Origin of the sequence: Treponema sp. UBA7567 (assembly GCF_002476655.1) — a bacterium.
In the GTDB taxonomy this organism is placed as follows: domain Bacteria; phylum Spirochaetota; class Spirochaetia; order Treponematales; family Treponemataceae; genus Treponema_D.
On sequence record NZ_DLLH01000064.1, the window covers coordinates 4,344 to 27,915 of the forward strand.

The following is a 23,572-nucleotide window of genomic DNA, read 5'->3' on the forward strand; positions in this document are numbered from 1 at the left end:
TACAAAAGAAAGTATGTTCCGTGTCCGATTTTTTCCTCGACTGTCTTGAAGTCGTCAGGAAGCCCGTCTATTCCGAGAAATGAGCCTCTAAACTTCTTGTCCTCGCCTAGAATTGCTGTCTTCTGCCCTGCTCTTTTTATCATTACGTCTGGATGGCCGGCGTTAACATATTCTATTTTTGCGCAATCTGCCTTGGATTCCGCCCTGATAAAAACGCCCGTCAGATAATTTTCAACCATGCCCTTAGCTTCAATAAGAGACTTGTTGAAGGTTTTAAGCATTGCGTCCAGCTTTTCGCCGGAATTATGCTTGAATGTTTGGGCCGCGAGATATTTTGAGAGGATTCCGACAAGTCCCGATGCAACTCCGTGTCCAGAAACATCAAACAGCGAGCAGCCGAGAAACTCACGGCCTTTGCTCACATAAAAGTCGTAGACATCGCCCGAAACAGACGCCATCGGCTTGAAGAAAAACGCAATCTCCCAGTTTTTAGTGTCTGGCGATTTCGAGCAGTAGAAGCTTTTCTGCACAAGCTCCGCCATTTTCATATCGCGCAGCTGAATCTGTTGCTGCTGCAAGAGAATTTTGTTTTTCGTCATCAAATCCTGAGTCTTCTCCGCCACTTCGACATTCACCAAAGCGTCAAGAAGCCTTTTGACGGTCGCAATTCCCTTGTATTTTCCGTCCGATTCAATAACAATCGGCGAATAGATAGTCTCTTCATCACGGAGCATCGCCTTCTGCGACACTTCGATTACAGTCTCGTTCTCATCAACGGAAAGAAAATCCTTTTTCATCAGGCTGCCGATTGTTTTTTGAGAATAAAGGCTGAACCCGTAGCGCGAGCTGAAAAGCGCAAGAAATTTTGAGCGCGTGATTGTGCCAAGCACCTTGTTCTCAGCATCGACGGCAACAGCGAGCAGACAGTCGGGATTAGTCTGAAAAAGCTGGAGGACTTCGACAACCGGTGTTTCTGGCGGAAATGTGATTCCTGGAATACAGAATTCTCCAATTTTTCGGTTTGACTTTATCTGCGCGGCAGGTTGCAGTCCATGCTCAGTTTTATTTTTCTGCCTTGTTTTTTTATCTTTTTGGCTTTGACTTTCACTTATCTTCTTTTCAAGAAGCCCTTCGTTGTAGCGGATTGAAGAAACCACAGTATATGAGCTGTTTGTTGCCTTTGTAAACATGCGGTCAGGCTCTCCAATGAAAAATCCCTGGGCATAGCCCACACCAAGATTAACGAGTTTCTTCAGCTCCTCACCGCTTTCAACTCCTGTCGCGATTACTTTTGCTCCGATGTTTCCTGCAAAATCAAGCAGGCTCCGGATCATTTCCTGCTTGCTTTTGTCGTTTTCCACGTTCTCAACAATAAGACGGTCGAGCTTTATATAGTCGGGATTCAGATCGTAAATGTTTTTCATCCCGAAGTTTTTTCTGCCCATATTGTCGAGAGCAATTTTCGCTCCTGCGCTTCTTAAATATTCAGCCTCATCGCAGATTAAGCTCCGGGTATTTTCATCAAAATCAATCTCAGAAATTTCAATTACAACATCTGTGTTTTCAATTCCGTATTTTTGCAGAGCGCGCAGAACATAGTCTTTCTGGAAACTCTTGTCATAAAACGATGCGGCGTTCAAGTTCACAAAAAGCTTCTTCCGCAATCCAATTGCGCGGGCAGTCTTTACAGCTATCTTGAGGCACTGCTTGTCTAAAAACCAGACATTGTCCTCTATCTTTTTCTGGGCAAAAATATTTGCCGGAGAAAAAAATGAATTCTCTTCTGCTATATCTCCGGCGTCAAAACGGATAAAACATTCATAGCCGGCTACGGAAGCGTCCTTCAATGAAATCACTGGCTGAAAAACAGGATACATGCTTTTTGAATTGATAAAATCATCGACTGTGGTCAAAGGGCCAAGCTTAATCTGCTTCATACTAATCTGTTTCATACCGGAAATAATAAGCAGACAGGATTAAGAAACTATTTAATGCAAGTTAAATTTTAATAAAAAAAATCCTGCCATAATTACTTATTACGGAATGCCGCAATCTAGCCATCTATGCTCTTCTTACCCTTACAGCCCCAGAAAATGCCTCCAAACATTTTGAAATTTCTCCGCTGCAATTTCATTCAGTTTTCTAGTTTTATCAGTATAGCACTGATTAGCTAATCAAGATACTGCTGATTAGTTAATCATCATACCGCTGACAAGCTAATCAGCAGACTGATGATATGTTAATCATTGCCCCGCTTATTAACATTATCAGCATATCACTGATTAGACTAATCAATATACCGCTGATTAGTCTAATCAGCGGTATATAACACAGAGGTGTTGCAGACAGTAACATAGAAATGTTTTAGCCGGCGTAAAGGAACAATCTGAGTTCATCTAATGGAAGTAAATCAAGCCGAAAAATATGCTAGACACTATGCCGTAAAACTGTAAAGCGCAACGCCTGTATTATAGAAAAGACACTGAATAAAAAACTGTCAATAGGCGCGGCCAAGCTTCAGCAAGACAGCAATATCCTATTTCTTTCTTCTGAGCGCCCTGATTTTTCCAAGGGGATAGAGCCTTGCATTGCAAACAGCGCTTTGCGTGTTTTTCTCAAGCGCGCACTCAAAAAATCCGAGAGCGCACAGAATCAGAAGAAGATTGTTGAACGCCGGAACAGAAACAAAATTATGCAGAAAATCTCCGCCTGAAAGCTCAAGTCGTTTTCCAAAACAGGCGGAAGTTTTTGACTTGCAAGAATTTGCAGTATTTTCTGATTCAATCTGGACAAAATAGCCAGCTCCTTCTGCTGGAATATAGAACTTTGGAATTTTACTGGCTATCTCGTCATAAAAAGAATTCTCGATTTTCTCAAAGCTCACAGGATTTTCAAAAAGCGGACTTTCAAGAAAGCCGCATACAGATTCAATTTGACTGATTTTCTCCTGCGTTGTCTTAGGCGAAAGCCAGTAGCGCGCGCTTAGGTTTAGATGCGGAACAAGAAAAGCCGCGTCAAAGCTGTTAGGAGCGTTTGCAATAACTTCAACAGCATCGCGGATTGTCGCAGCAGATTTCAGTTTTTCTTCTATTGTGTTATCCATTTTTTGAAGGGCGGGAGTGGATTTTATAATCTCACCAGCAGAAACTGGAGAAAAATTGTCTTCAGCGCAGACAGAAAGCTCGGCAAGATTTTTGTATTTGTCAAGAACGGAAAGGTGGGCGGCAATGTAGCGGCGAAAAACAGCCGGGCAAAAGACAAAGCCGTTTTTATAAATTGCGATATTCTCAAGAACATACTTCTGCTTCTTTTGAATGTCGTTCAGAATTTCAGACTTTTTGAGGCTCTTGTAGCTCGAATCGCTGATGTCTTCGTCAAGAATCCCGGATATTCTATAGGCGCGGCTGGCAGAAAGGACAGGATATTTCACAAGCAGAACCAGCAGATTTTTGCTGATTTGCGGAAGTCTCTCAAACCACATAAGAAACGCCTCCTGCATTGACAAAAGCCTGCTTGCGTATTTGTAGACTTCATCTTTTGGAAGCACAAGGTGGTCATTTTCCCTCGAAGTGTTAAAGACAAAACGCCTGAGACGGCGCTCGTTGAACCAAAGCGTGCGGCTTTTATAAAGGTCAAGAATTTCATTTGAGCAAATCGAGCTGTGCAGTAGAGATGAAAGACTGCTGTTTGAATATACCGGCATAGGAATATTATAGCATAGAAAACAGTAGTGCACAGTTAGATTATCGGGTCAAGCCCGATAATGACAGAAAGTCAAGGCCATAATGACAAGGGAGGCAAACCTGATAATGACAGAAAGTCAAACTCAATAATGACAGAAAAATCAAACACGAAAATGACAGTCCGCTTTATGTTGTTCTCTTGCTTGTCAAGTAGACAGAATAGGCATTACAAAAAGATATAAGATTTTTATCGAATTTTTTAGATTTACAAAGTTTGCTTTTATGATATATTATTGCGAACTGATTATTTTAATTGAGCAAAAAAATGAAAAGCATTGAAATGGATATGACCCAAGGTTCGCTTTTTAAAAAGATTTTTATCTTTAGCGTGCCTCTTGTAATTACAAATGTTCTCCAGATTTTATTTAATATGACGGATACGGCGGTTGTAGGACGTTTTGCCGGTTATCTGCCTCTGGGCTCTGTCGGTTCTACCGGACAAATGGTCTTTTTTTGTTCAGGAATTTTAACCGGACTTGGCGGCGGCGTAAACGTTCTGGCGGCAATCTGCGTCGGTCAAAAAAATTATAAAGATTTTGAAGTTACAGTAAGAGCGTCGGCCGTCGCATGTTTTTGCATTGGAATTTTGCTTTTGGTTGCCGGTGTATTTTCTGCCACAGGAATTCTCAATCTCTTAAACACCAAACCTGAACTCTTGCACGATGCGGCCGTTTATTTTAAGATTTATATGCTCTGTATGCCGGCAATGGCAATGTACAATTTTGGAAATGCCATTTTAAGCGCCCAGGGCGACACCCGCTCTCCCCTTCTCTATCTGATTGCCGCAGGAATTGTCAATGTTTTTCTCGATCTGCTGTTCGTAATTGTTTTTAAGCTTTCAGTCGTTGGAGTCGGCGTTGCAACCGTAATTGCGCAATACATTTCGTGTATTCTTACTTTACGGAAAATCTACAAAGTCCTGTTAAAAAATAATTTTGATTTTAAGTACAGACAGATTTCTAGTTACAAAATTTTACAGATAATCAAAATCGGTGTGCCAGCCGGCCTTCAAAACGCGATATTTGCAATTGCAAATCTTTTTATTGTTGCGGCTGTAAACTCTTTTGACGCCGCCATGGTTGCGGGAAACGCCGCTACAATGAATGGCGACAACCTCGTTTTTAACATTATGTCTGCATTTTATACTGCCGGCGCAACTTTTATCGGACAAAACCTCGGAGCGCACAAAAAAAAGCGAATCCTTAGTTCATATTTTATAAGCATGGGCTACGCAGCCATTGCAGGCTTTGTGCTTGGAGGTATTCTCTTTGTCTTTGGACAGGAATTTTTGTCGCTCTTTACAAAAGACCAGGCCGTTGTCGGCTACGCAATGCAAAAATTCAAAATTATGACTTTTAGCTTTGGAATTTCTGCCTTTATGGACGGAACAATTGCCGCAAGCCGTGGGCTTCGAAAAACTTTAGTGCCTTCAATAATGGTTTTTATCGGTTCTTGCGTTTTGCGCGTAATCTGGGTTTTCACGATTTTTGCACATTATAGAACAGTCGAAAGCCTCTTTTTGCTTTATCCGTTCAGCTGGGCGGCTACTGCGGTTTTTGAAATCGTTTACTTTGCAATCATTTACAAAAAAGAAACAGCCGACATGTAGACAGACAAAAAATTTGTTTTTGCAATGCTTTGACAGGAGTTTGAATTGAAAAAAGACGATTTGCTTTTGATAGTCGATATGCAGAATGTTTATGCCCGCGGCGGAAAATGGGAATGTCTTGACACAGAAGGAGCGGCTCAAAACCTTCAAAAAATAATTGACCGCGGACTAAAAAACGTAATTTTTACACGGTTTATAGCAAACGAAACTTCTCCAAAAGGCGTCTGGGCAGAATACAATAAAAAGTACAGCGATGTAAATTCCGACTTTTTTGCAAACCAAATGTTAAAAGAATTTGAGCCTTCCTTAAAAAAATTTCCTCTTTATACAAAAAGTGTCTATTCTTCGCTTGCAATCCCGGAAGTTTTAGAAGCCTGCAAAAAAGCAGGGCGCGTCATTATCGGCGGAGTTGTTGCCGAATGTTGCGTTTTATCCACTGTTTTTGCTTTAATTGACGAAGGAATTTACACAGTTTATTTGACAGACGGAGCAAGCGGACTAGACAAGCCAAAAGAAGACGCCGTCAAGCTGACATTATCCGGACTTTCTCCCTTGCACCTAAAAATGATGTCAACTCAGGAATATCTCAAGGAAAAGTAACAAAACAAAAAATGGGCAGCCCGGCAACAAGTTGCCGTCGGGCTTTGCGCAGTTCCGGCTTTCGCCTTCATTGCCGGCGACTTTGCCGCCGGCAACGCTGCGCGCTGCTCCAATCCCTGCCGCAAACTAAATTTTCTTAAAAAGATTTATCATTTCAAGAGCGCCCAGTGCGCAGTCATAGCCTTTATTTCCGGCTTTTGTGCCTGCACGTTCAATCGCCTGCTGAATCGTATCTGTTGTTAAAATTCCAAACATTACCGGCAAGCCTGTATTGAGAGAAACCTGGGCAATGCCTTTTGAAACTTCTGCGCAAACATAGTCGTAATGGCTCGTTGCTCCGCGGATTACCGCGCCAAGGCAGATTATTGCGTCATATTTTTTGCTTTCTGCAAGGTGTTTTGCCGCTACAGGAATTTCAAAACTTCCTGGAACCCAGCACAAGTCAATGTTTTCTTCTTTTACATCGTGGCGTAAAAGTCCGTCGCGCGCGCCTTCAATCAATTTGCTTACAATAAATTCATTAAAGCGGGCTGCAACAATCGCAATTTTTGGATTTCCTTCAGAAACCAGTTTTCCTTCTAAAATATTCATTTTGTTCTCCATAAAAAAATATGTTATTTAAACGGGCAATTCCCGCGTTAGGGGGGTGGAGCCATGCCAAAGGCAGTGCGCAAGCACCGCGCGTTTGGCGGCAAAGCCGTCAAAGGAACGCCCTTTTTTTGTATCAATTACAGAAAATGTCCCATCCGCACGCGTTTTGTTGTCAAATACTGAATATCCTGTGGCCTTGTCGGAACCGTCAAAGGAATACGCTCTGTAATTTCGATTCCTGTGTCTGCGCCGTTTATCTGGTTTATTTTGTCAGGATTGTTTGTCAAAAGGCGGATTTTTTTGATTCCAAGCTCCTTGAGCATCTGGATTCCGCAGTTATAATCGCGTGCGTCTGCCGGAAGTCCGAGAGCCAGATTTGCATCGACTGTGTCCATTCCGCGGTCTTGAAGCGCATACGCTTTTATTTTGTTTAAAAGCCCGATTCCGCGTCCTTCCTGACGGAGATACAAAAGAACTCCGCGGCCTTCTTCTGCAATTTTTTCCATTGCCGCAGAAAACTGATCGCCGCAGTCGCATTTTAAGGAGCCGAAAGTATCTCCTGTTAGACATTCGCTGTGAACGCGGCACAAAATGCTGTCTTTGCCGTTTACATTTCCCATTATGAGCGCGGCGTGCTCTGCCCCTGTGATTTTGTCTAAAAATCCGACGAGCTTAAAATTGCCCCATTTTGTCGGAAGCTTTGCTTCGGCAACTTTTTCCACGATTTTTTCGTGAGTTTTTCTGTATTTTATGAGCTGTTCAATCGTAACAAGCTTTAGATTCCATTCCGCCGCCATTTTTTTGAGCTCTGAAAGACGCGCCATGTGTCCGTCGCCGCTCATAATTTCGCAGCAAAGTCCTGCCTGTGTCAAACCAGCAAGCCTGCAAAAATCAACTGTTGCTTCTGTGTGTCCTGTCCGTTCAAAAACTCCGCCTTCCTTTGCAACAAGCGGAAACATATGGCCTGGACGGCGGAAATCATCAGGCTTTGAAGTTTTGTCGGCAACTGCCATTGCTGTAATAGAACGGTCAAAAGCGCTGATTCCTGTCGAAGTGTTTATATGGTCGATACTGACGGTGAATGCGGTTTCGTGGTTGTCCGTATTGTCCGCAACCATCTGCCCAAAACCAAGATTTTTTGCAATCTGACGGCTTATTGGCATACAGATAAGGCCTTTTGCCTTTGACGCCATAAAATTTAAAATTTCCGGAGTTGCAAATTCGGCGGCACAAATTAAATCGCCTTCGTTTTCGCGGTCTTCGGCATCCGTAACCATAATCATTTTGCCGGCCTTTAAGTCTGCCAGAGCGTCTTCTATTTTATTGATTCCTTCTGTCATTTTTTTCTCCTGTAAAAAGTCAAGCTTAATGAAAACTCGTAAAACTTGTCATAAAATTTTCGAGCGATTTTTCTTCATTGTCTGCGTTTTTAGAATTTTTATAATTTACAAAATGCTCAATATATTTTCCTACAAGATCACATTCAATATTCACGTAAGAGCCGTTTTGCATTTTGCTTAAAGTTGTGTTTTTCCATGTATGCGGAATTACGGCAACGCTAAAAACAGTCTCGCTTTCTCCGTAATTTACGCTTGCAACAGTCAGGCTTATTCCATCAACACAAACTGAACCTTTTTCGATTATGAATTTTCCAATTTCCGCCGAAACCGCAATTTTTATGTTTACGGCGTTTTGCTCGTTTTGAGAAGAAAGAAAGATTCCTGTTCCGTCAATGTGTCCGCTTACAATATGTCCTCCAAAACGTCCGTCTGCCTTCATTGCGCGTTCAAGATTTACTTCGCAGCCTGATTTTAAGCTGCCGAGGCTTGTCCGTCTAAAACTTTCTGGAGTAACGTCGGCTGTAAAACTGTCCGAGTTTTTTGAAGCTACTGTCAGACAAGTTCCGTTTACGGCAACGCTTTCGCCCAAAACCAAACAACTGGCAAAAGAACATTTTATGTTCAAAATAAGAGAAGAAGAGCTTTTTAAGATTGAATTGACTGTTCCTTTTTCTTCAACAATTCCTGTAAACATTTTGATTCTTGCCCTTTTTTTTAATTTTCCAGAACATATTTAAGAAGAATATCTTCTCCAAAAGCTTCAATTTGCGGTTTTCCGAGATTTATACATTCTGACGGAAGCTCAATTCCCTTCCCTTTTACCGGGTTAAAAATCGTGTGCCCGTCGTTTCCAAAAATTTTTGGCGCAATGTAAACCTGCAATTCCTGAACAAGTCCTTTTTCTTCAAAGAAAAAACTTCCGTTCAAGGTTCCGCCGCTTTCTACCAAAACGGAATCTATTCCCATTTCTCCCAAAATCTTAAGCTGGCTGTAAAGAAGCGAATGATTTTTTTCTGTTTTTGCAGACAAGACTTTTACGCCACGGCTTTCCAGAACATCTTTTTTTATAAGCTCAGTTTTGGTCAGTTCAGGCTTGCAAAAAACAATTACTGGAATTTCTTTTGCTGTCTGAACCAAAGCGCTTTCCGGATTAAGCTTTAAATGGCTGTCTAAAACCACGCGAACCGGCTGTCTGTGCTCCAGACCGTCGTCAAGGCGGACATTGAGCATTGGATTGTCTTTTTTTGCTGTTCCGATTCCTGTCAAAACCGCCATTACATTTGCGCGGGTCTTGTGCACATTTTTGCGCGCCAACGGGCCTGTAATCCAGCGGCTTTCGGCTTTTGAAGTTGCCGTCTGTCCGTCTGCCGTCATTGCGTATTTTAAGATTACATAAGGCATCTTGTTTTTTATGTAATGAAAAAATACCGGATTCAATTTATCACATTCATTTTTTAAAAAACCAGATACAACTTTAATTCCGGCTGTTTCGAGAATTTTTTTACCTTTGCCGTTTACAAGAGGATTTGGGTCGCTGCTGCCATAAATTACTTCCGAAATTCCGCTTTCGATAATGGCCTGAGTACAAGGAGGCTGTCTTCCAGTATGGCAACAAGGCTCAAGAGTTACATAAATTGAAGCGCCGCGGACATCGACTTTTTTTTCGGCGGCATTTTTTAGAGCGTCGCGTTCGGCATGCAGACTACCGAGTTTATGATGCCATCCTTCTGCAATAATTTTGCCGTTTTTTACAATCACTGCGCCGACAAGCGGATTGGGATTTGTAAAACCACGGCCTTTTTCTGCAAGAGCAATGGCGCTTTTCATACATTCTTCTTTCATTAAAACAGTTTTATATCAAACTAAATTATAATTCAAGAGCTTAAATCAATTTTTCAGCAAATTTTTCGAGCTGTTTTTCAACTTCCTCATTTACGGCTATTTTTATCGTAACCTTTTCTTCCAAAATTTTTATTTCTTTTAACGGCTCAAGCAGTTTTGCCATAGCTTTTGCTGCAAGCGGCGCCCAGGAACAATTTTCGATAAAAGCAACTGTTCTGTTTTGAAAGTTCCGCTCCGCAAGGTGAGAAATAAATTCGCGCATTTTAGGAAAAACTTCTCCATTGTAAGTTGTCGAAGCCAAAACAAGTTTTTTATAGCGGAAAGCGTCGGCTACACATTCAAAAATGTCATTTCGCGCAAGGTCTTTTATCAAGACATTCTTGCAGCCTTTTTCTCTTAAAATTTCTGCAAGTCTTTCGGCTGCCTGCTTTGTATTTCCGTAGACAGAAGTATAAGCGATAAAAATTCCGTCTGTTTCCGCTTCGTATTTTGACCATGTATCATAATACTTAATATATTTTTCCAGATTTGAATCAAGAACAGGCCCGTGCAAAGGGCAAATTTTTTGGATTTCAAGATTTGCCGCCTTTTTAAGAACTGCCTGCACATTCGCACCAAATTTCCCGACAATTCCAAAATAATAACGTCTGGCTTCGTCCGTCCAGTCAAGAGAAGAATCCAAAGCTCCGAATTTTCCAAATCCGTCCGCGCTAAAGAGAATTTTTTCTGTGCTTTCGTAAGTGAACATAACTTCCGGCCAATGCACATTCGGAGCGGCAATAAAATTCAAGACATGCTTTCCAAGCTCAACTTTGGAGCCTTCCGAAACTACAATCTGCCGTTCAGAAAAATCCGTGCCGAACATATTTTTCATCATCGAGAACGCCATTTTTGAAGAAACAATTTTTGAATCCGGATATTTTTTCATAAAAGCGGCAATGTTCGCAGAATGATCCATTTCCATGTGCTGCACAACCAAAAAATCCGGCTTTTTGCCAGCCAACGCGTTTTCGATATTCTTAAGCCATTCTTCTCCAAAATTTCTATCAACGCTGTCCATAACGGCAATTTTTTCATCAAGGATAAGATAGGAATTATAAGACATTCCCTCAGGAACAGGAAACTGTCCTTCAAACAAATCGATTTTGTGGTCATTAACACCAACAAACTTAACCGAATCCGAAATTTTCATATCTTTCATGGCACTGCCTCCTATAAAAAACGTGTCAAAACTTTAGAGCAAAACTTCGCTTATAACCTTCCCCGACAATTTTTTTACAGTATCTTTGCTAGCATCAATATCTGTTCCGATTTTCTGGCCAGTTTTAGCGGCAATACTGCAAAAATCATTTTTAAAATCTTCCAGATGAACCGTGTCTGTCAATTGCAGCAAAAGCGAAATAAAAAACATAACAATATAAAGAGCGCCGTAAATTCCCATCGCCTCGCTTATTTCCGTTATATGCGAAATTCCAATAATTACTAGAATAATCCACAAAAATCCGGAAATCGACCTTGCCCCGATCCAAGAAAGAAGAATTATGAGCAAAAGACAAGTCTGGCTGTTTATGTTCAAAACCGGCACATTCCAAACCTCGTTCCCGACAAACATCGAACAAAGCCCGGAAATTGCCCAAATATTTACAATCGCCTGCACAACCGAAAAAAACACCTGTTCCGCCGAGTCTTTCTTAAAAAAATTATATCTCAAAAGATAAGAAGCATAAATAAAAACCGCCGCAATCGCAGTCAGCATTGTCGCCTGCACAGAAACATCTTTTTCGATTTTATGCGTAAAAAACCAAAAATAAGTTTTAGAAACTTCGCTTTTAAAAGTAAGAAACGAAATTATAACCGGCACAAGCATCAAAAAAACGCCTGCAATTTCCATCCATCGCTTGCCTTTCTGCGCCGACGACAAATTCTTTCCGACGAGCTTTTCAAAAAAAGCCGGCTCGCCAAATTTCCTATGCCGGTACGTATCCATCGCAATAAAACCAGTCAAAATCAAAAAAAGAACAATTCCAAAACCAGCCATAAAACACAAAGGCCGCCTCAAATCCTGTATTTGCTTTTGTTTTAGAATATTTTCCTGAACAGTCTTGTCGTAATGAACCAGCCAATCTCGTTCAGTTCGGTTTTGTTTTTTAAACTCAATTACAAGATTTTCCATTTTTCTTTCTATATAAATGTCGTCCCTCAAAAATAAATCGCCGTTTTCGCTCTTAAAAAGAATTCTGTATTTAACTCCGGTTTTTAACTGCCATTCTTTTTCGCAAGCAATGCTCTTTTCGTCAAATTCTTCGCCGTAAAACTCTGCCCTGCGCTGCATTTTTCTTAACGTTCTTTCAAATTTTGACACTGGCAAAAGATTTACACTCTGCTGAACCGGAGGCTTTTCGCCTTCGATTACAAAAATTGACGTTATTATAGAATTTGTGCCGTTTCTTAAAATCACATCGCTTGCCGCGCTCAAAAAACACAGACTAAAAACAGCAGACCAGCAAAAACAAAAAAATCTTTTCATTCAAACTCCAAAAACCATACATTAAATAATAACCGCGGTTTCAAAAATCATCAAATACAAACTTGCATGAAGTTCGCTCAATGCAAACAATCTATTTAAACAACCTTTTTTTTCTGTTATTCTAATAGTCCAATTAAAAAGAACAGGAGTTTACAATGAACTTTGAAAATACACAGGTCTGGGGTTTTGAGCACGCAATCCGCGGAATGAGAAATCCCAAAAACAGCTGGGCAAAATCTGACAGCACTTTTAACGGGATTCTGGCAAATATCGGTTCTGCCGACCTAAAACTTATGCAGACACTCATAAAAAGCGGCTCAGAACATCGAAAATTTTTGCGCCAGATTTTTGTTTCTGTAGATATTACCGCTCCAATGTACTGGTGGAGCGAATTTGACACTTACAAAGTTTCGACAGTTGCAAATTCAACAAGCAAAATGCACAAGCTCGCCTCAACGCCAATCACTTTTGACTGTTTTGAACACGATGATTTTATAAACACCGATTGCGGTTCAACCTTCAAAGACGCTCAATCTGCCTGGCAGTCTTTTATTGAAGTTCTCGAATCCCTAAGAAACAAATTCAATGAAACAAAAGAAAAAAAATACTGGAAAGAACTGATCCGCCTTCTTCCGGAAAGCTGGCTTCAAAAACGCACAGTAACAATGAATTACGAAAATCTTCTCGGAATGTGCTCGAACGGACAGAGACGGCATCACAAACTAAACGAATGGTCGGGCGAAGACAATCCCGCCCTTAAGAATTTCATTTCCTGGGCAAAAACACTTCCATACGCGCAGGAACTGCTCTTCCAAAAAACAAGAATGGAAGAACTTGCCGAAGAAAACGTAGGATTAAAATCGGCCTTAAAAAAACTTGAAGCCAATTCTTAAAAAAAACCGGTTTGAAAAATTTCAAACCGGTTTTTTGTTTTAATTTATTACTCCAGTCACTGCAAGAACAGAAATACTTGTCGAAACTGCCGACAAAATCGTTGTTATTACAGGAGCGTATTGATTAAAATAATACAGTCCGCTGTTTGCTTTTGCGTCTATTGTCATTTCCGGCAAAATAAATTCAGTCTTTTTATGTTTTTTTCCGTTAATGTCGGTTATTGTTACTGCGTCCATTTTATTCTTTTCTTTTATAAATCCACCGGCAAGCCCAACATAGTAATCCCAGGTTCTGTCAGGAATATAAGGATAACGTCCAGGAGAATAAACTGCGCCGGAAACCGTCACAAAGAACTGTTTAAAAGGCACAATAAGGCGGTCATTGTATTTAATTTCAATCTTACTGTAATAAGTTGCATCGTAAAGCATTTTTGAAAGATCAACAGGAATAGTTTCTGATCCACGCAAAATATAAGCGTTTTCCAAATCCGAAACATTCGTAAACATATTTTTATTGTTTCTTACAAAAAACGCATAATCTTCGCCATTGTTAAATCGCATGGCAACTTTTGTAGAAGCGACAAGATTGGTATTGGTATTGGTAACCGCGCCTTCAACAAAAAGCACAGGCTTTAAATCTTCAAAAGTAGAAACTGTAACTTCATCATAGCAAATAAGTTTAAAATCGTCTATATAAGACTGTTCGTTCAAATACAATTTTTCACCAGAATCATGCTTTCCTGTAACAGAGCGATAAAGTTCAATTCTCGAAAGATCGGCCAAAGATTTTAAACCATTACCATAATAATCGATAAGTTTTTTTAAGTTTTCTCCATCAAGAAGTTCATAAACTCCAGGACGTTCAACAGCCCCATTCAAGGCAACACGGCGACTAATTCTGTTTACGACGATTTTGTCGCCAGGACGCAAATAAGGATTCTGCGATAAATCGCCTTTTCTGTCAGCGAGAAATAAATCATAAGTTTTTTCTTCGCCACTTTCTGAAATAATTTTTATATTTCTTGAAGACGAATAATCCGTAAAACTTTCTTTTATAAAAGTAGAAAGCCTTGTCAAAGCCCAGGCATTTTTCTGAACAGTCTTAACAACTTCGCCCGTAATTGTCACGCGAAAAGTTGCCGGAGAAGTAAGAACAAACTGAACTCCGCCCATCGGATAGTTTTTCTGAACAATTCCAGTAACCATGTTTTTTAACTGAAGATATGTAAGATTTTTGCAGTCAATTACACCGAGGTTAGCAATGCGGATTTTGTAAGTCGAGTCCACAGGAATTGAATAAGCAACTGAAGTTTCTCCAGCAGCAAAAGACAGGGTATAAACGTCACCGGCAGTTACAGGATACGAACTTTCCGACATTGCAAGCTGTGCGTCAGGAGTGTCATTTGCCTGATGTCCAATTTTCGACTTTGAATCAACAGATGGTATTAACAAATTTTCATCTTGTGCAAAAGCAAAATCAGAAGCCAACAATAAAACTATGATACCAAGTTTTATAAAATTTCGTAAAATTTTCATATTTAAACACTCTCTTTTTTTGTCTTTAAATTAAGTTTTTTCTGAGCCTCAGGATCATTTTTTATGTTCTGCCAGGCATTCAATGCAAAAGCCGCAAAAACCGAAATAAAAAATGCCGCAAAAGTAATGATTATGCAAAGTTTTCCGCGGCTAGGCTTGCTCTTCATATCAGGAATTTCCGGACGCTCAAGAATTTGAAAAACAGGCTGTTCACTTTGCATTTTTACTTTCAAAAGTTCATACTGAGTTTTTAACTGTTCATAAACTTTCTGCTGCGCGCTTAATTCCATTTGAATTCTTGCAGTTTCGATTGAAACATTCGGACCGCCCCAAACAGAAACGCCTTTATTTACAGACGCGCCCAAATTCTGAGCCTCTTTTTCAAGCTTTAAGATTTCTTTGTACGTTGCGTCAATATTTGCTTCAAGATTCTTTTTTTCAATCCGGTTAGAATCAAGTCCAAGTTCATCAAAGCGGTTTTGCATCCAGTCAACGGCAAAATTTACAACATCTCTTGCAAAAACAGGATCAATGTCTGTAAAACCTATTGTAAAAACGCTGCTTTCCTCATCATAAGTAGAAACAAGCGTCTTTTTTAAAGCCTTTCTAGTGCTCGTAACAGGAAATTTTTCAATCTTATAACGCTCAGTCAAATTGAATTTTTTATTAACTGCGTCCAAATATTCATTTGAAGTGCTTAAATAATTTGCAAGCGAGCTGCGGGAAGAGCCGCCGCTGCCAACGCTAACGCCTGCTAAACTTGCAAGCGAGGAAAGAGAGCCGGACAAAGAGCCTGAGCTAGAATCTTCTTTTATGAGCATGTGAGCCTGAGGCGTAAACTGGTTTGGAAGAGGAGATTTTTCTGGCGGCAATTTTAAAGAGATTATAGAAAAAACTACTGCTCCAATTATTGCAAGTCCCGTAACTGCAATAATCATAAATTTATAATGAAGAAGAACTGCAATTAAATCCAAAAGCGAAATTTCATCGTCATTCTGCTCCGCAGTCTGTGAAGCAGTTTCTATATTTTGCGAATTTTCCATTTTGACAGTATAAAAAAATAAATACCTTAATTCAATACACTGTTGCAATATGAATAATCATGCTTTCTATCGGTTGTTTTATTGCGGAAGGAATTTTCTCAAGACTGTCAATTATTTTTCGGTTCTTTTTATAAAATTCAATATATTGATTTTTATCTTCTATTTTTTGCAAAAAAGAATTGTCATTCTGTTCCGTTTGAGTTTTTTCTTTTTTTAAAAAGCGCTCCGTTGCCGGACGAATTTCTAAATCTTTTTCGTCAATCAGATATTCGAGAGGAACTTCCAGAACTTTTGCAATTTTTAACGCTGTGTCTACTCTTGGCATACTTTCGCGTTCAATACCAAGACCAATTCCCTGATAAGCAATATTTGCGCGAAAAGCTAATTCTTTGCGGGAAATCCCTTTATATTCTATTTCCCTCTCAACGTTTTGCCAAAAACTCATTGTCGCATTTTACTACTTTAGTAGTTTTTTGAAGTTGATTTTCTACAGATGATACATTAAACTACTACAGTAGTTTTTCTTAAAGAGGGAGCGCAGCCGTGCATTTTTTTAAAACATCTATTGTAACTTCTTTTTTTCTTGCTTTTATTCCTTGCTTTGTTTTTTCACAGACACAAGTTGCAAATTCAGCCGGGGCTTCAGACTCGGTAAAAGAAGAAAAATCTCTTTTTCAGGCAAATGCGCAGCTTGCCATGTCGAGCGCAGATTATCAGGTTACGGCAGGCGACACTTATGCCCTTGCCTTTTACTCAAACGGAACGTCAGTTTCTTACACAATTACAGTAGATTCATCTTATAAAATCCGAATCGCAAATTTGGGCTCTCTAAACTGTGCGGGACTTTCTTTCTTGCAGCTTAAGCAAAACATCGAAAACCTCGTAATGAAAAACTATCCGCTCAGTGTCGTAACCTTTGTTATGCTCCAGCCAGGCATCTTTAAAGTCGTAATAAAAGGCGAAGTTTCCGCTGTTCACGAAGAAAATGCCTGGGCTTTGACAAGGCTTTCTGCAATTGCCGCCAAAGCAGGACTTACAGAACAATCCTCAACCCGAAACATAAAAATAACAAGCCAAAATGGCAAATCAAAAATCTGTGATTTATTTAAGGCAAGGCGCAACGGCGATTTTTCGCAAGATCCATATTTGCGTCCAGGCGACACAATCGAATTTTTCCGGCGCAACCGCAAAGTTTCAATCTCCGGCGCAGTAGAACGCGAAGGCACTTATGAACTTTTGGCAAACGAAAATCTTAGCGATTTAATCAGTTCCTATGCCCATGGCACAACAAAAACCGCAAATCTCACAAAAATCCGCCTTATCCGCATAAGCGAAGAAGACGAAAAAATACAAAAAATCACATATCTTGCAAAATCAGACATAGACAAAAATTATATTCTCAACGACAAAGATTCTGTCTATATTTCTGATTGGCACGAAGAACAGCCGTTTATCGAATTAAAGGGAATTATAAAAAATCCGCAGACTGGCGAAACCACAAATAACGCTTACAATGCCGCTTCTTACAATACATATAGAACAAAAATTCAATTTTTTGCCGACGAAAACTATTCTTCGTTGATTTACCGAATTCGAGATGCATTTACTGTTTTTTCAGACTTAAAAAATGCATACGTTCAGCGCGAAGACCAGAAAATCGCAATCGAAGCGCAAAAAATACTGGACGACCCTCAGTTTATAAGTCCATATTTAGTTCAAAAAGGCGATGAGCTTGTTATTCCGTACAAGAAGATGTTTGACAGCAATTCATCAGGTCTTGATTTTTAGAATTTATAGCGAAGAAAAAGCTGTCCTTCTCTGCGCCACTGCCCTTTCTCTTAAAGTTTTGCCTCAAAGTCTTCCAGAATTTTTTCAGAATTTTCATTTATAGTTTTGGCGATTTTTTCTATTTTAAGCCCAAGAACTTCTGCAATATCTTTGTAAATTCTCTTTATTAAAAAAACCGAACTGTCTGTTCCGCCAAGCCACCTTTCAGAATCAGGATTGTCGGTTTCTGCCAAAATCAAATTCAGCGGAGTTTGCTCCAAAAGTTTTTGAATATGCTTTGAGCGTATAGTTTCGCAGCCAAAAGTCTGCATATAATTTCGACTGACAAATTCCTTATAGATTTCTTCCGGGCCGTCATACCAATGAATAACCGGCTTTGCAAAAGGATATTCTTCCAAAATTCTACAGATTTTTTCTTCGGCGTCCTTTGTATGAATCACGCAATATTTTTTTTCCTGATTGCAGTGTTCAAGAAAAAATCTCAAGACTTCTTCCTGCGCCACAGGCGCCGCTTCTTTGTACCAGCAAAAATCCATTCCGATTTCGCCAATAATATGAGATTCTTTTAAAAATTTCTCGTATTCACAAAGCTTTTCTTTTTCTAAAAGCACTTTTTCCGGATGAATTCCCAAGGTTGCAATTATATTTGCCTTAAAACCCAAGGCTTTGGCTTTTTGAGCAATCTGGCAATTTTTTTTATAAGAATCAAGGTCTACCGAAGCCGCAACAATTGTTCCGCAATAAGAAGGAAGCTGTTCAAAAAGTTCGTTTTGGTTTTTGTATAAATCCAGGTGCGTATGAAAATCAACAAACTGCATAAAATCAATAAAAATAGCATTTTTGGAAATTTTTTTTCAAGTTGATAAAATTTTATTTAGCCCAATCTCCGAGTTTTATAGTTTAATGTCATCAAGAGATTCCCTTGTCAAGCAAGGGAATGACATAAAGCGGACTGTCGTTATCAGGCTTGTCATTTTGTCATTATCATGCTAGCTACCTTGTCATTATCGGGCTTGACCCGACAATCTCTAAAAAAACTACACTAGATTGCCGTGTCAGCACGGAAACAACTCATAGATAACTGTTCTTTTTTAAATTCGAAATCCGGACTATTTATAAAAAAAGCTGGCAGTTTTTAAAACCGCCAGCCTCGTTCTGACCTTATTTATCGGTCATTTTTTGTTAATTTGTAATTTGTTTTTATTTTAAAGGAGCTGGATACTGAACATCGGCAGCGGCTTCTTCAAATGGCCATACTGTTGCCCATTCTCCGTTCTGAATCTGAGCAATAGCAACTGTCGCAGGAATGTTATTGTGATGATGTTTTACACCGTCGATAACTTCATCTCCAAACTTGATTTCGTTATATGGAAGAATGATTTTTGGACCATTTGGGAACTGTCCAACGATATGCATACTTGCGAGAGCGTCGCGAACTTTTGTTCCGTCTGTTGAACCCGCCTGTTCAAATGCTGTTTTCAAAATCCAGATTGCAGTAAATGATTCGGCAGAATGTCCGTTCATATCTACGCCATATTTTGCCTTGAATTTATCATTGATTTCTTTTCCTTTCGGGAAGTCAGCAGAAAATTCAACTACAGAAGCGATTCCGTTTGAAATTCCAGGTGTCGCAGGAATAAATGAAGGATCAGCAAATCCGTTTGCTTTTGCAACAATTACAGGCGGATGAGCGTTCTGTTCTGTAAGTGTTTTTGTAAAGAGAATTGCATCTGCAATGTAAGATTCACAAAGAACTGCATCTGGCTTAGCGTTGCGGATTTTCAAAACTTCAGATGTCAAATCTGTTGTTCCGCCCGAATACTGAACTTCTGCTACAATGTTAAATCCGTATTTTGGAGCGAGAATTCTTGAACAACGGATAAGTTCCTGTCCAATGTTTGAGTTATCTGCAAAAATTGCAATGTTCTTCATAGGAACGCCTTTTTTATCTTCCAAATCTTTGAGGTAAAGATACTGGTCTTCTACATAGTCTGTGTTTGTAGGACACATACGGAAGAAATATTCGAGTCCCTGGCTAGAAAGGTTGTCTACTGTCGAAATTGCAGTAATTTCTGGAATTTTATACTGTTCACAAACCTGAGCCGCAATTGCTGTAATTGTTGACTGGTGGCAACCAAGAATTGCATTAACTTTATCCTGAGTTACAAGGCGTTCAGCAACAGAACGGCCAACTTTTGGGTCACCCTGAGTATCGCCACGGACAATTTCGATTTTGCGTCCATTTACACCGCCCTGAGCGTTAATCATATCAACAGCAAAATCAACACCGCGCATAATATTGTTTCCAATTGCCGCCTTATCTCCAGAAAGCGCGTACATTGCGCCAATTTTGATTGTCTGTGCTTCAGCAGATTTTTTTTCACAACCAACTGTAAACACAGCCGCTGCAATAAGAGCAGCTCCTGTCAAAACTTTTGTAATTTTTTTCATAAAAGAGTCCTCCTTCTTCAACTCGTTTACAATATTCTTATGTTAAAGGTCTTTAACCTTAAATGCCAAGATATGCTTTTTTTACATGCTCATTTTTTTCGAGCTCTTCTGCCGTCTGCTCCAAAACAACATGACCGTTTTCGATTACATAGCCGTAATCAGAAACAGCAAGCGCTTTTGTAATATCCTGCTCGACAAGCAAAATACCGATATTTTTTTCTCTGGCAAGATGAACTGCAATTTCCAGAATATCATCAACAATATTTGGAGCAAGACCAAGCGACGGCTCGTCCAAAATCAAAAGCTTTGGAAGACCGGCCAACGCGCGCGCAACTGCAACCATCTGCTGTTCACCGCCAGAAAGAGTTCCTGTAATCTGCTTGCGGCGTTCCTTCAGTTTTGGAAACGCTTCGTAAACAAATTCTTCAGTTTCGGCAAATTTTGCCTTTGCTTCCTTGCTGTATGCGCCCATTTCCAGATTTTCGTAAACCGTCATTCCGGTAAAAAGCTGCCTTCCTTCCGGAACCTGAATAATTCCCTGATCCAAAATAAAACGGCTAGAACGGTCAGCAAGCTCTTCTCCGTTAAAAATAACAGAACCGCTGCTTGCCTTTACCATTCCGGTAATTGTGCGGACAGTCGTTGTCTTTCCAGCGCCATTTGAACCAAGCACAGCAACAACCTGTCCGTCCTTTACTTCAAGAGAAATGTTCCACAAAACCTGAACTTTGCCGTATCCGGCACAAAGATTATTAACTTTAAGCATAAACTATTTTCCCTTTTTTCCAAGATAAACTTCAATTACATACGGATCATTCATTACCTGCAAAGGCGTACCTTCGGCAATTTTTTCTCCATGGTGCAAAACAATAACTTTTTCGCAAAGATTTACGACAGCTTTCATAATATGCTCAATCAAAAACACAGTTATTCCGCTTTCGTTAATTTTGTGAATCAGCTCAATCGCCTGATCAGTTTCGGCAGGGTTCAAACCGGCCATAACCTCGTCCAAAAAAAGCATTTCCGGTCTTGTTGCCAGGGCACGCGCCATTTCCAGACGTTTTTGGTCTGGAGTTCCCATTTCTCCGGCAATTGCATTGCGCTTTGAATAAAGGCCTGTAAATTCCAAGACTTCTTCCGCAATATCTTTAGCTTCCGCCAAATTTTTTGCCTTGTCTTTTCCAAAAAAAGCGCTCGGCACAATGTTGTCCAAAACAGAAAGCGTCGAAAGAGGCTTCATAATCTGGAAAGTTCTTGCAATTCCCATATCAGTATAGTTAAAAGGCTTGCAATCGGTAATATCCCGCCCTTTGTAAAAAATATGTCCTTCTGACGGCGGATAATATCCGCAAATCATATTAAAAGTTGTTGATTTTCCGGCGCCGTTCGGGCCAATCATTCCAGTAATTTTGCCTTCTTCGATTTCGAGGGAAAGATCATTTACTGCACGAAGACCACGGAAGTTTTTTGAAATATGTTCTACTTTGATAATTGGTGTATCGCTCATTTGCTGCTCCTTAGAAGTGATAAAACGCACAAACGCACTTTTATCACGCTTCCTCCCCTGCTTTTTTTCCAAAAATCTTAACATCAATCCATTCTTTTACTCTGCTCTTCGAATACCAGCCCAAAATTCCAACCGGCCTAAAGCGAATAATACAAAGCAAGGTAATTGCATAAAGAATAAGGTTGATTCCCGGCAAAATACCGCCAAATTTATTTCTGAGCCATTCACTCAAAGTAAGAAGAATAATTCCGCCAACAAGCGGACCTTCAACAAAAGCAGCGCCGCCGATTACCGCAGGAAGAATAAATTCTGTAGAGAAAGACTGAAGCATAAGGTCGCAGTCAATATAACGGTTGTAATTTGCATAAAAACAGCCAACCATTGCGGCAATCATAGCGGAAATTACAAGCGCAATAACTTTATATTTCATTGGGTTTATACCAATCGCATTTGCAACATCCTCATCTTCGCGGATAGTTTTTAAGGCAAAACCAAGCTTGCTTCTGTTGATTTTTTTCATAATCAGATAAACGCCGATCACCATAAGCAAGGCAATGTAATAATAAGGCGTTTTTGAATGAAACCTAAACTGCGCAAAAGAAGACTCTCCGTACGGAAGCGGAATGCCCATTGCTTTTCCGGCAAACTCCCAGTTAAGCATAAACTGCCTGATTGTCTCGCCAAACGCAATCGAAACCAAAGTAAAATACGGACCGCGGAGCAAAAAGCACGGATAAAAAACAATACCTGCAATTAGACCGACAAAAATCATTGCAATAGGAATCGCAACCCACGGATTCATACCGCTTTTTGTCATAAACAGACAGGCAACATAAGCGCCAAGACCCATATACGCGGCGTGTCCAAGAGAATTTTGGCCAGTCATACCGCCGAGCAAATTCCACGCCAAAGACATTGTCGTAGTATAGAAAATAACTATAAAAACATTTACAAGATACGGATTGCCAGCAAAGACAATCGGCAGCAAAACCAAAACCAGCATAAAAACAGCAAGCAAAGCCGCCCGTCTTTTTTTATAAGTAGTCGTTAAATCAAACATATTATCTGTCCCCCAAAAAATCAAAATTAAACCAGCAAAAAACTATCGTCGTCTTAAAATAATAATCTGGCGAACAACAAGAATAATTATGAACGCAACAAACACGGTCAAATCGCGGTAAGTCGGTCCAATAATAAGACTGCTCATTGTTTCCATAAGCCCAAGACAGATACCGGCAATGCACGCGCCTTGAATCGAACCNNCAAAACCGCCGACAACAACAACAATCAGCGCCTTAAAGCTAAACTGGCCGCCAACCGTCGGATTTATTACATAGAACAGAGTAAGCAAGTCTCCGGCAATTCCGGCAAGCGCGCAGCCAAGACCGTAAGTAAAAATGTAGATTTTTTTAACAGGAATACCGACAACTTCCGCGCCAACCGAGTTCTGCGAAACAGCGCGAATCATTTTTCCCATTGTCGAATGTTTTAGGAAAACAAAAAGCCCGACAGTAATTACAATCAGCGCGCACAAGCTTACAAGCTTAGGAAGAAGAATCGAAACCGGTCCAAGATGAATTGTAATTCCCGAATAAGGAGTAACAATAGTCCGGTTAAGCGAAGAAAAGATTACAAGAGCAACATTCTGGTACAAAAGACCAAGACCAACCGTCAAAAACAGCAAGTTAGTAAAGCTATGCGTGCCGAGCGACGGCGTAATAAGAAAGTGCTGAACCAAAGCGCCAATGCCAAAAGTGCAAAGGGCAACAAGCGGAAGCGCGGCATAAGGATCAATGCCAAGCTGCGAAAAAACAAAAGTCAGATACATACCGACCATCAGCATTTCGCCATGACAGAAGTTGATGATTTTCATAACACCAAAAATAACGTTCTGCCCCATACCCATCAGTGAATAAAATCCACCTATCAGAATTCCATTTACCAAAGCCTGAAGAAAAATACCCATAAGATGAACCTCGCGTTACTTTTAAAGCCTAACATTCATCTTGCCAAAGTCAAACTAAAAAACAGTTATAAAACTAGCCGTTATAAAACGCTTGTTATAAGAATTTACAGGAGCGCAAACCGGCCAACCGCCACTT

20 protein-coding genes and 1 pseudogene (1 of these 21 running past the window's edge) are annotated in these 23,572 nt (G+C 40.1%); 4 read left to right on the plus strand and 17 right to left on the minus strand.

The genetic code is table 11. The features are described 5' to 3' along the window. Both B3Y13_RS08165 and B3Y13_RS08170 read right to left on the minus strand, forming a co-directional pair. Positions 1–1,952, minus strand: a pseudogene (locus B3Y13_RS08165) (EAL domain-containing protein) (it extends 22 nt beyond the left edge of the window). 584 nt (positions 1,953–2,536) lie between these two features. Then, positions 2,537–3,703, minus strand: a complete 1,167-nt coding sequence (locus tag B3Y13_RS08170; protein WP_296693872.1) for a hypothetical protein — start codon at positions 3,701–3,703, stop codon at positions 2,537–2,539. Between the two features lie 305 nt (positions 3,704–4,008). On the opposite strand from B3Y13_RS08170, the gene B3Y13_RS08175 reads away from it, so the two are divergent. Together B3Y13_RS08175 and B3Y13_RS08180 are read left to right on the plus strand one after the other, a co-directional pair. Beyond that, the gene (locus B3Y13_RS08175) at positions 4,009–5,352 is read left to right on the plus strand and encodes an MATE family efflux transporter (RefSeq protein WP_296693876.1); all 1,344 of its coding nucleotides are present in this window, start codon (positions 4,009–4,011) and stop codon (positions 5,350–5,352) included. A 45-nt stretch (positions 5,353–5,397) separates the two neighbouring features. Further along, the gene (locus tag B3Y13_RS08180) at positions 5,398–5,952 is read left to right on the plus strand and encodes a cysteine hydrolase family protein (protein WP_296668206.1); all 555 of its coding nucleotides are present in this window, start codon (positions 5,398–5,400) and stop codon (positions 5,950–5,952) included. Between the two features lie 126 nt (positions 5,953–6,078). On the opposite strand, the gene ribE is transcribed toward B3Y13_RS08180, so the two are convergent. From ribE to B3Y13_RS08210, 6 genes are all read right to left on the minus strand, one after another. Beyond that, positions 6,079–6,543: a 6,7-dimethyl-8-ribityllumazine synthase gene (ribE, locus tag B3Y13_RS08185; protein ID WP_296668208.1), complete on the minus strand. Its 465-nt coding sequence runs from the start codon at positions 6,541–6,543 to the stop codon at positions 6,079–6,081. A gap of 137 nt (positions 6,544–6,680) precedes the next feature. Next, positions 6,681–7,883, minus strand: coding sequence for a bifunctional 3,4-dihydroxy-2-butanone-4-phosphate synthase/GTP cyclohydrolase II (locus tag B3Y13_RS08190; RefSeq protein ID WP_296668210.1), 1,203 nt, complete (start codon positions 7,881–7,883; stop codon positions 6,681–6,683). Between the two features lie 25 nt (positions 7,884–7,908). Then, entirely contained in the window at positions 7,909–8,577 is a 669-nt protein-coding gene (locus tag B3Y13_RS08195) for a riboflavin synthase (protein ID WP_296693878.1), read from the minus strand. A 20-nt stretch (positions 8,578–8,597) separates the two neighbouring features. After that, positions 8,598–9,710: a bifunctional diaminohydroxyphosphoribosylaminopyrimidine deaminase/5-amino-6-(5-phosphoribosylamino)uracil reductase RibD gene (gene ribD, locus B3Y13_RS08200; protein ID WP_296668215.1), complete on the minus strand. Its 1,113-nt coding sequence runs from the start codon at positions 9,708–9,710 to the stop codon at positions 8,598–8,600. A gap of 55 nt (positions 9,711–9,765) precedes the next feature. Further along, entirely contained in the window at positions 9,766–10,926 is a 1,161-nt protein-coding gene (locus B3Y13_RS08205) for an FprA family A-type flavoprotein (protein ID WP_296668217.1), read from the minus strand. Between the two features lie 33 nt (positions 10,927–10,959). After that, entirely contained in the window at positions 10,960–12,252 is a 1,293-nt protein-coding gene (locus B3Y13_RS08210; RefSeq protein WP_296693882.1) for a hypothetical protein, read from the minus strand. 155 nt (positions 12,253–12,407) lie between these two features. Here B3Y13_RS08210 and B3Y13_RS08215 point away from each other — a divergent pair, with 155 nt between their 5' ends. After that, a complete protein-coding gene (locus B3Y13_RS08215; protein ID WP_296024823.1) occupies positions 12,408–13,145 on the plus strand; it encodes a hypothetical protein in 738 nt (245 codons plus the stop codon). Positions 13,146–13,184: 39 nt separating this feature from the next. Here the strand turns inward: B3Y13_RS08215 and B3Y13_RS08220 are convergent, their stop codons facing one another. From B3Y13_RS08220 to B3Y13_RS08230, 3 genes are read right to left on the minus strand one after another with little or no spacing between them, the layout of a single operon-like run. Then, complete coding sequence (locus B3Y13_RS08220) at positions 13,185–14,681, minus strand: polysaccharide biosynthesis/export family protein (RefSeq protein ID WP_296693886.1); 1,497 nt, start codon at positions 14,679–14,681, stop codon at positions 13,185–13,187. Positions 14,682–14,683: 2 nt separating this feature from the next. Further along, positions 14,684–15,724, minus strand: a complete 1,041-nt coding sequence (locus B3Y13_RS08225) for a lipopolysaccharide biosynthesis protein (RefSeq protein ID WP_296024830.1) — start codon at positions 15,722–15,724, stop codon at positions 14,684–14,686. Positions 15,725–15,755: 31 nt separating this feature from the next. Continuing rightward, positions 15,756–16,169 (minus strand): helix-turn-helix domain-containing protein, encoded by a 414-nt coding sequence (locus B3Y13_RS08230; RefSeq protein WP_296693889.1) that lies wholly within the window; start codon positions 16,167–16,169, stop codon positions 15,756–15,758. A 98-nt stretch (positions 16,170–16,267) separates the two neighbouring features. Between B3Y13_RS08230 and B3Y13_RS08235 the strand changes: the two genes are divergently transcribed. Next, the gene (locus B3Y13_RS08235; protein WP_296693892.1) at positions 16,268–17,512 is read left to right on the plus strand and encodes an SLBB domain-containing protein; all 1,245 of its coding nucleotides are present in this window, start codon (positions 16,268–16,270) and stop codon (positions 17,510–17,512) included. Between the two features lie 50 nt (positions 17,513–17,562). On the opposite strand, the gene B3Y13_RS08240 is transcribed toward B3Y13_RS08235, so the two are convergent. The 6 genes from B3Y13_RS08240 to B3Y13_RS08265 form a co-directional block, all read right to left on the minus strand. Beyond that, complete coding sequence (locus tag B3Y13_RS08240) at positions 17,563–18,330, minus strand: TatD family hydrolase (protein WP_296693896.1); 768 nt, start codon at positions 18,328–18,330, stop codon at positions 17,563–17,565. A gap of 382 nt (positions 18,331–18,712) precedes the next feature. Continuing rightward, entirely contained in the window at positions 18,713–19,963 is a 1,251-nt protein-coding gene (locus B3Y13_RS08245; protein ID WP_296666503.1) for an ABC transporter substrate-binding protein, read from the minus strand. Positions 19,964–20,021: 58 nt separating this feature from the next. Then, positions 20,022–20,729 carry an ABC transporter ATP-binding protein gene (locus B3Y13_RS08250; RefSeq protein ID WP_078931706.1) on the minus strand — a complete coding sequence of 236 codons (708 nt, stop codon included), beginning with the start codon at positions 20,727–20,729 and terminating at the stop codon, positions 20,022–20,024. Positions 20,730–20,732: 3 nt separating this feature from the next. Further along, on the minus strand, positions 20,733–21,470 hold the full coding sequence (locus tag B3Y13_RS08255) for an ABC transporter ATP-binding protein (RefSeq protein ID WP_296024845.1): 738 nt from the start codon (positions 21,468–21,470) through the stop codon (positions 20,733–20,735). 43 nt (positions 21,471–21,513) lie between these two features. After that, positions 21,514–22,530 (minus strand): branched-chain amino acid ABC transporter permease, encoded by a 1,017-nt coding sequence (locus B3Y13_RS08260; protein ID WP_296693901.1) that lies wholly within the window; start codon positions 22,528–22,530, stop codon positions 21,514–21,516. Positions 22,531–22,572: 42 nt separating this feature from the next. Next, positions 22,573–23,436, minus strand: a complete 864-nt coding sequence (locus B3Y13_RS08265; RefSeq protein ID WP_296693904.1) for a branched-chain amino acid ABC transporter permease — start codon at positions 23,434–23,436, stop codon at positions 22,573–22,575. Between the last annotated feature and the right edge of the window lie 136 nt (positions 23,437–23,572).

What these genes read in the sequence shown, in the direction of transcription:
- B3Y13_RS08170 (WP_296693872.1), bottom strand. Translation starts at nt 3,703, where the DNA reads ATGCCGGTATATTCAAACAGCAGTCTTTCATCTCTACTGCACAGCTCG.
- B3Y13_RS08175 (WP_296693876.1), top strand. Translation starts at nt 4,009, where the DNA reads ATGAAAAGCATTGAAATGGATATGACCCAAGGTTCGCTTTTTAAAAAG.
- ribE (WP_296668208.1), bottom strand. Translation starts at nt 6,543, where the DNA reads ATGAATATTTTAGAAGGAAAACTGGTTTCTGAAGGAAATCCAAAAATT.
- B3Y13_RS08190 (WP_296668210.1), bottom strand. Translation starts at nt 7,883, where the DNA reads ATGACAGAAGGAATCAATAAAATAGAAGACGCTCTGGCAGACTTAAAG.
- B3Y13_RS08195 (WP_296693878.1), bottom strand. Translation starts at nt 8,577, where the DNA reads ATGTTTACAGGAATTGTTGAAGAAAAAGGAACAGTCAATTCAATCTTA.
- ribD (WP_296668215.1), bottom strand. Translation starts at nt 9,710, where the DNA reads ATGAAAAGCGCCATTGCTCTTGCAGAAAAAGGCCGTGGTTTTACAAAT.
- B3Y13_RS08205 (WP_296668217.1), bottom strand. Translation starts at nt 10,926, where the DNA reads ATGAAAGATATGAAAATTTCGGATTCGGTTAAGTTTGTTGGTGTTAAT.
- B3Y13_RS08210 (WP_296693882.1), bottom strand. Translation starts at nt 12,252, where the DNA reads ATGAAAAGATTTTTTTGTTTTTGCTGGTCTGCTGTTTTTAGTCTGTGT.
- B3Y13_RS08215 (WP_296024823.1), top strand. Translation starts at nt 12,408, where the DNA reads ATGAACTTTGAAAATACACAGGTCTGGGGTTTTGAGCACGCAATCCGC.
- B3Y13_RS08220 (WP_296693886.1), bottom strand. Translation starts at nt 14,681, where the DNA reads ATGAAAATTTTACGAAATTTTATAAAACTTGGTATCATAGTTTTATTG.
- B3Y13_RS08225 (WP_296024830.1), bottom strand. Translation starts at nt 15,724, where the DNA reads ATGGAAAATTCGCAAAATATAGAAACTGCTTCACAGACTGCGGAGCAG.
- B3Y13_RS08230 (WP_296693889.1), bottom strand. Translation starts at nt 16,169, where the DNA reads ATGAGTTTTTGGCAAAACGTTGAGAGGGAAATAGAATATAAAGGGATT.
- B3Y13_RS08240 (WP_296693896.1), bottom strand. Translation starts at nt 18,330, where the DNA reads ATGCAGTTTGTTGATTTTCATACGCACCTGGATTTATACAAAAACCAA.
- B3Y13_RS08245 (WP_296666503.1), bottom strand. Translation starts at nt 19,963, where the DNA reads ATGAAAAAAATTACAAAAGTTTTGACAGGAGCTGCTCTTATTGCAGCG.
- B3Y13_RS08250 (WP_078931706.1), bottom strand. Translation starts at nt 20,729, where the DNA reads ATGCTTAAAGTTAATAATCTTTGTGCCGGATACGGCAAAGTTCAGGTT.
- B3Y13_RS08255 (WP_296024845.1), bottom strand. Translation starts at nt 21,470, where the DNA reads ATGAGCGATACACCAATTATCAAAGTAGAACATATTTCAAAAAACTTC.
- B3Y13_RS08260 (WP_296693901.1), bottom strand. Translation starts at nt 22,530, where the DNA reads ATGTTTGATTTAACGACTACTTATAAAAAAAGACGGGCGGCTTTGCTT.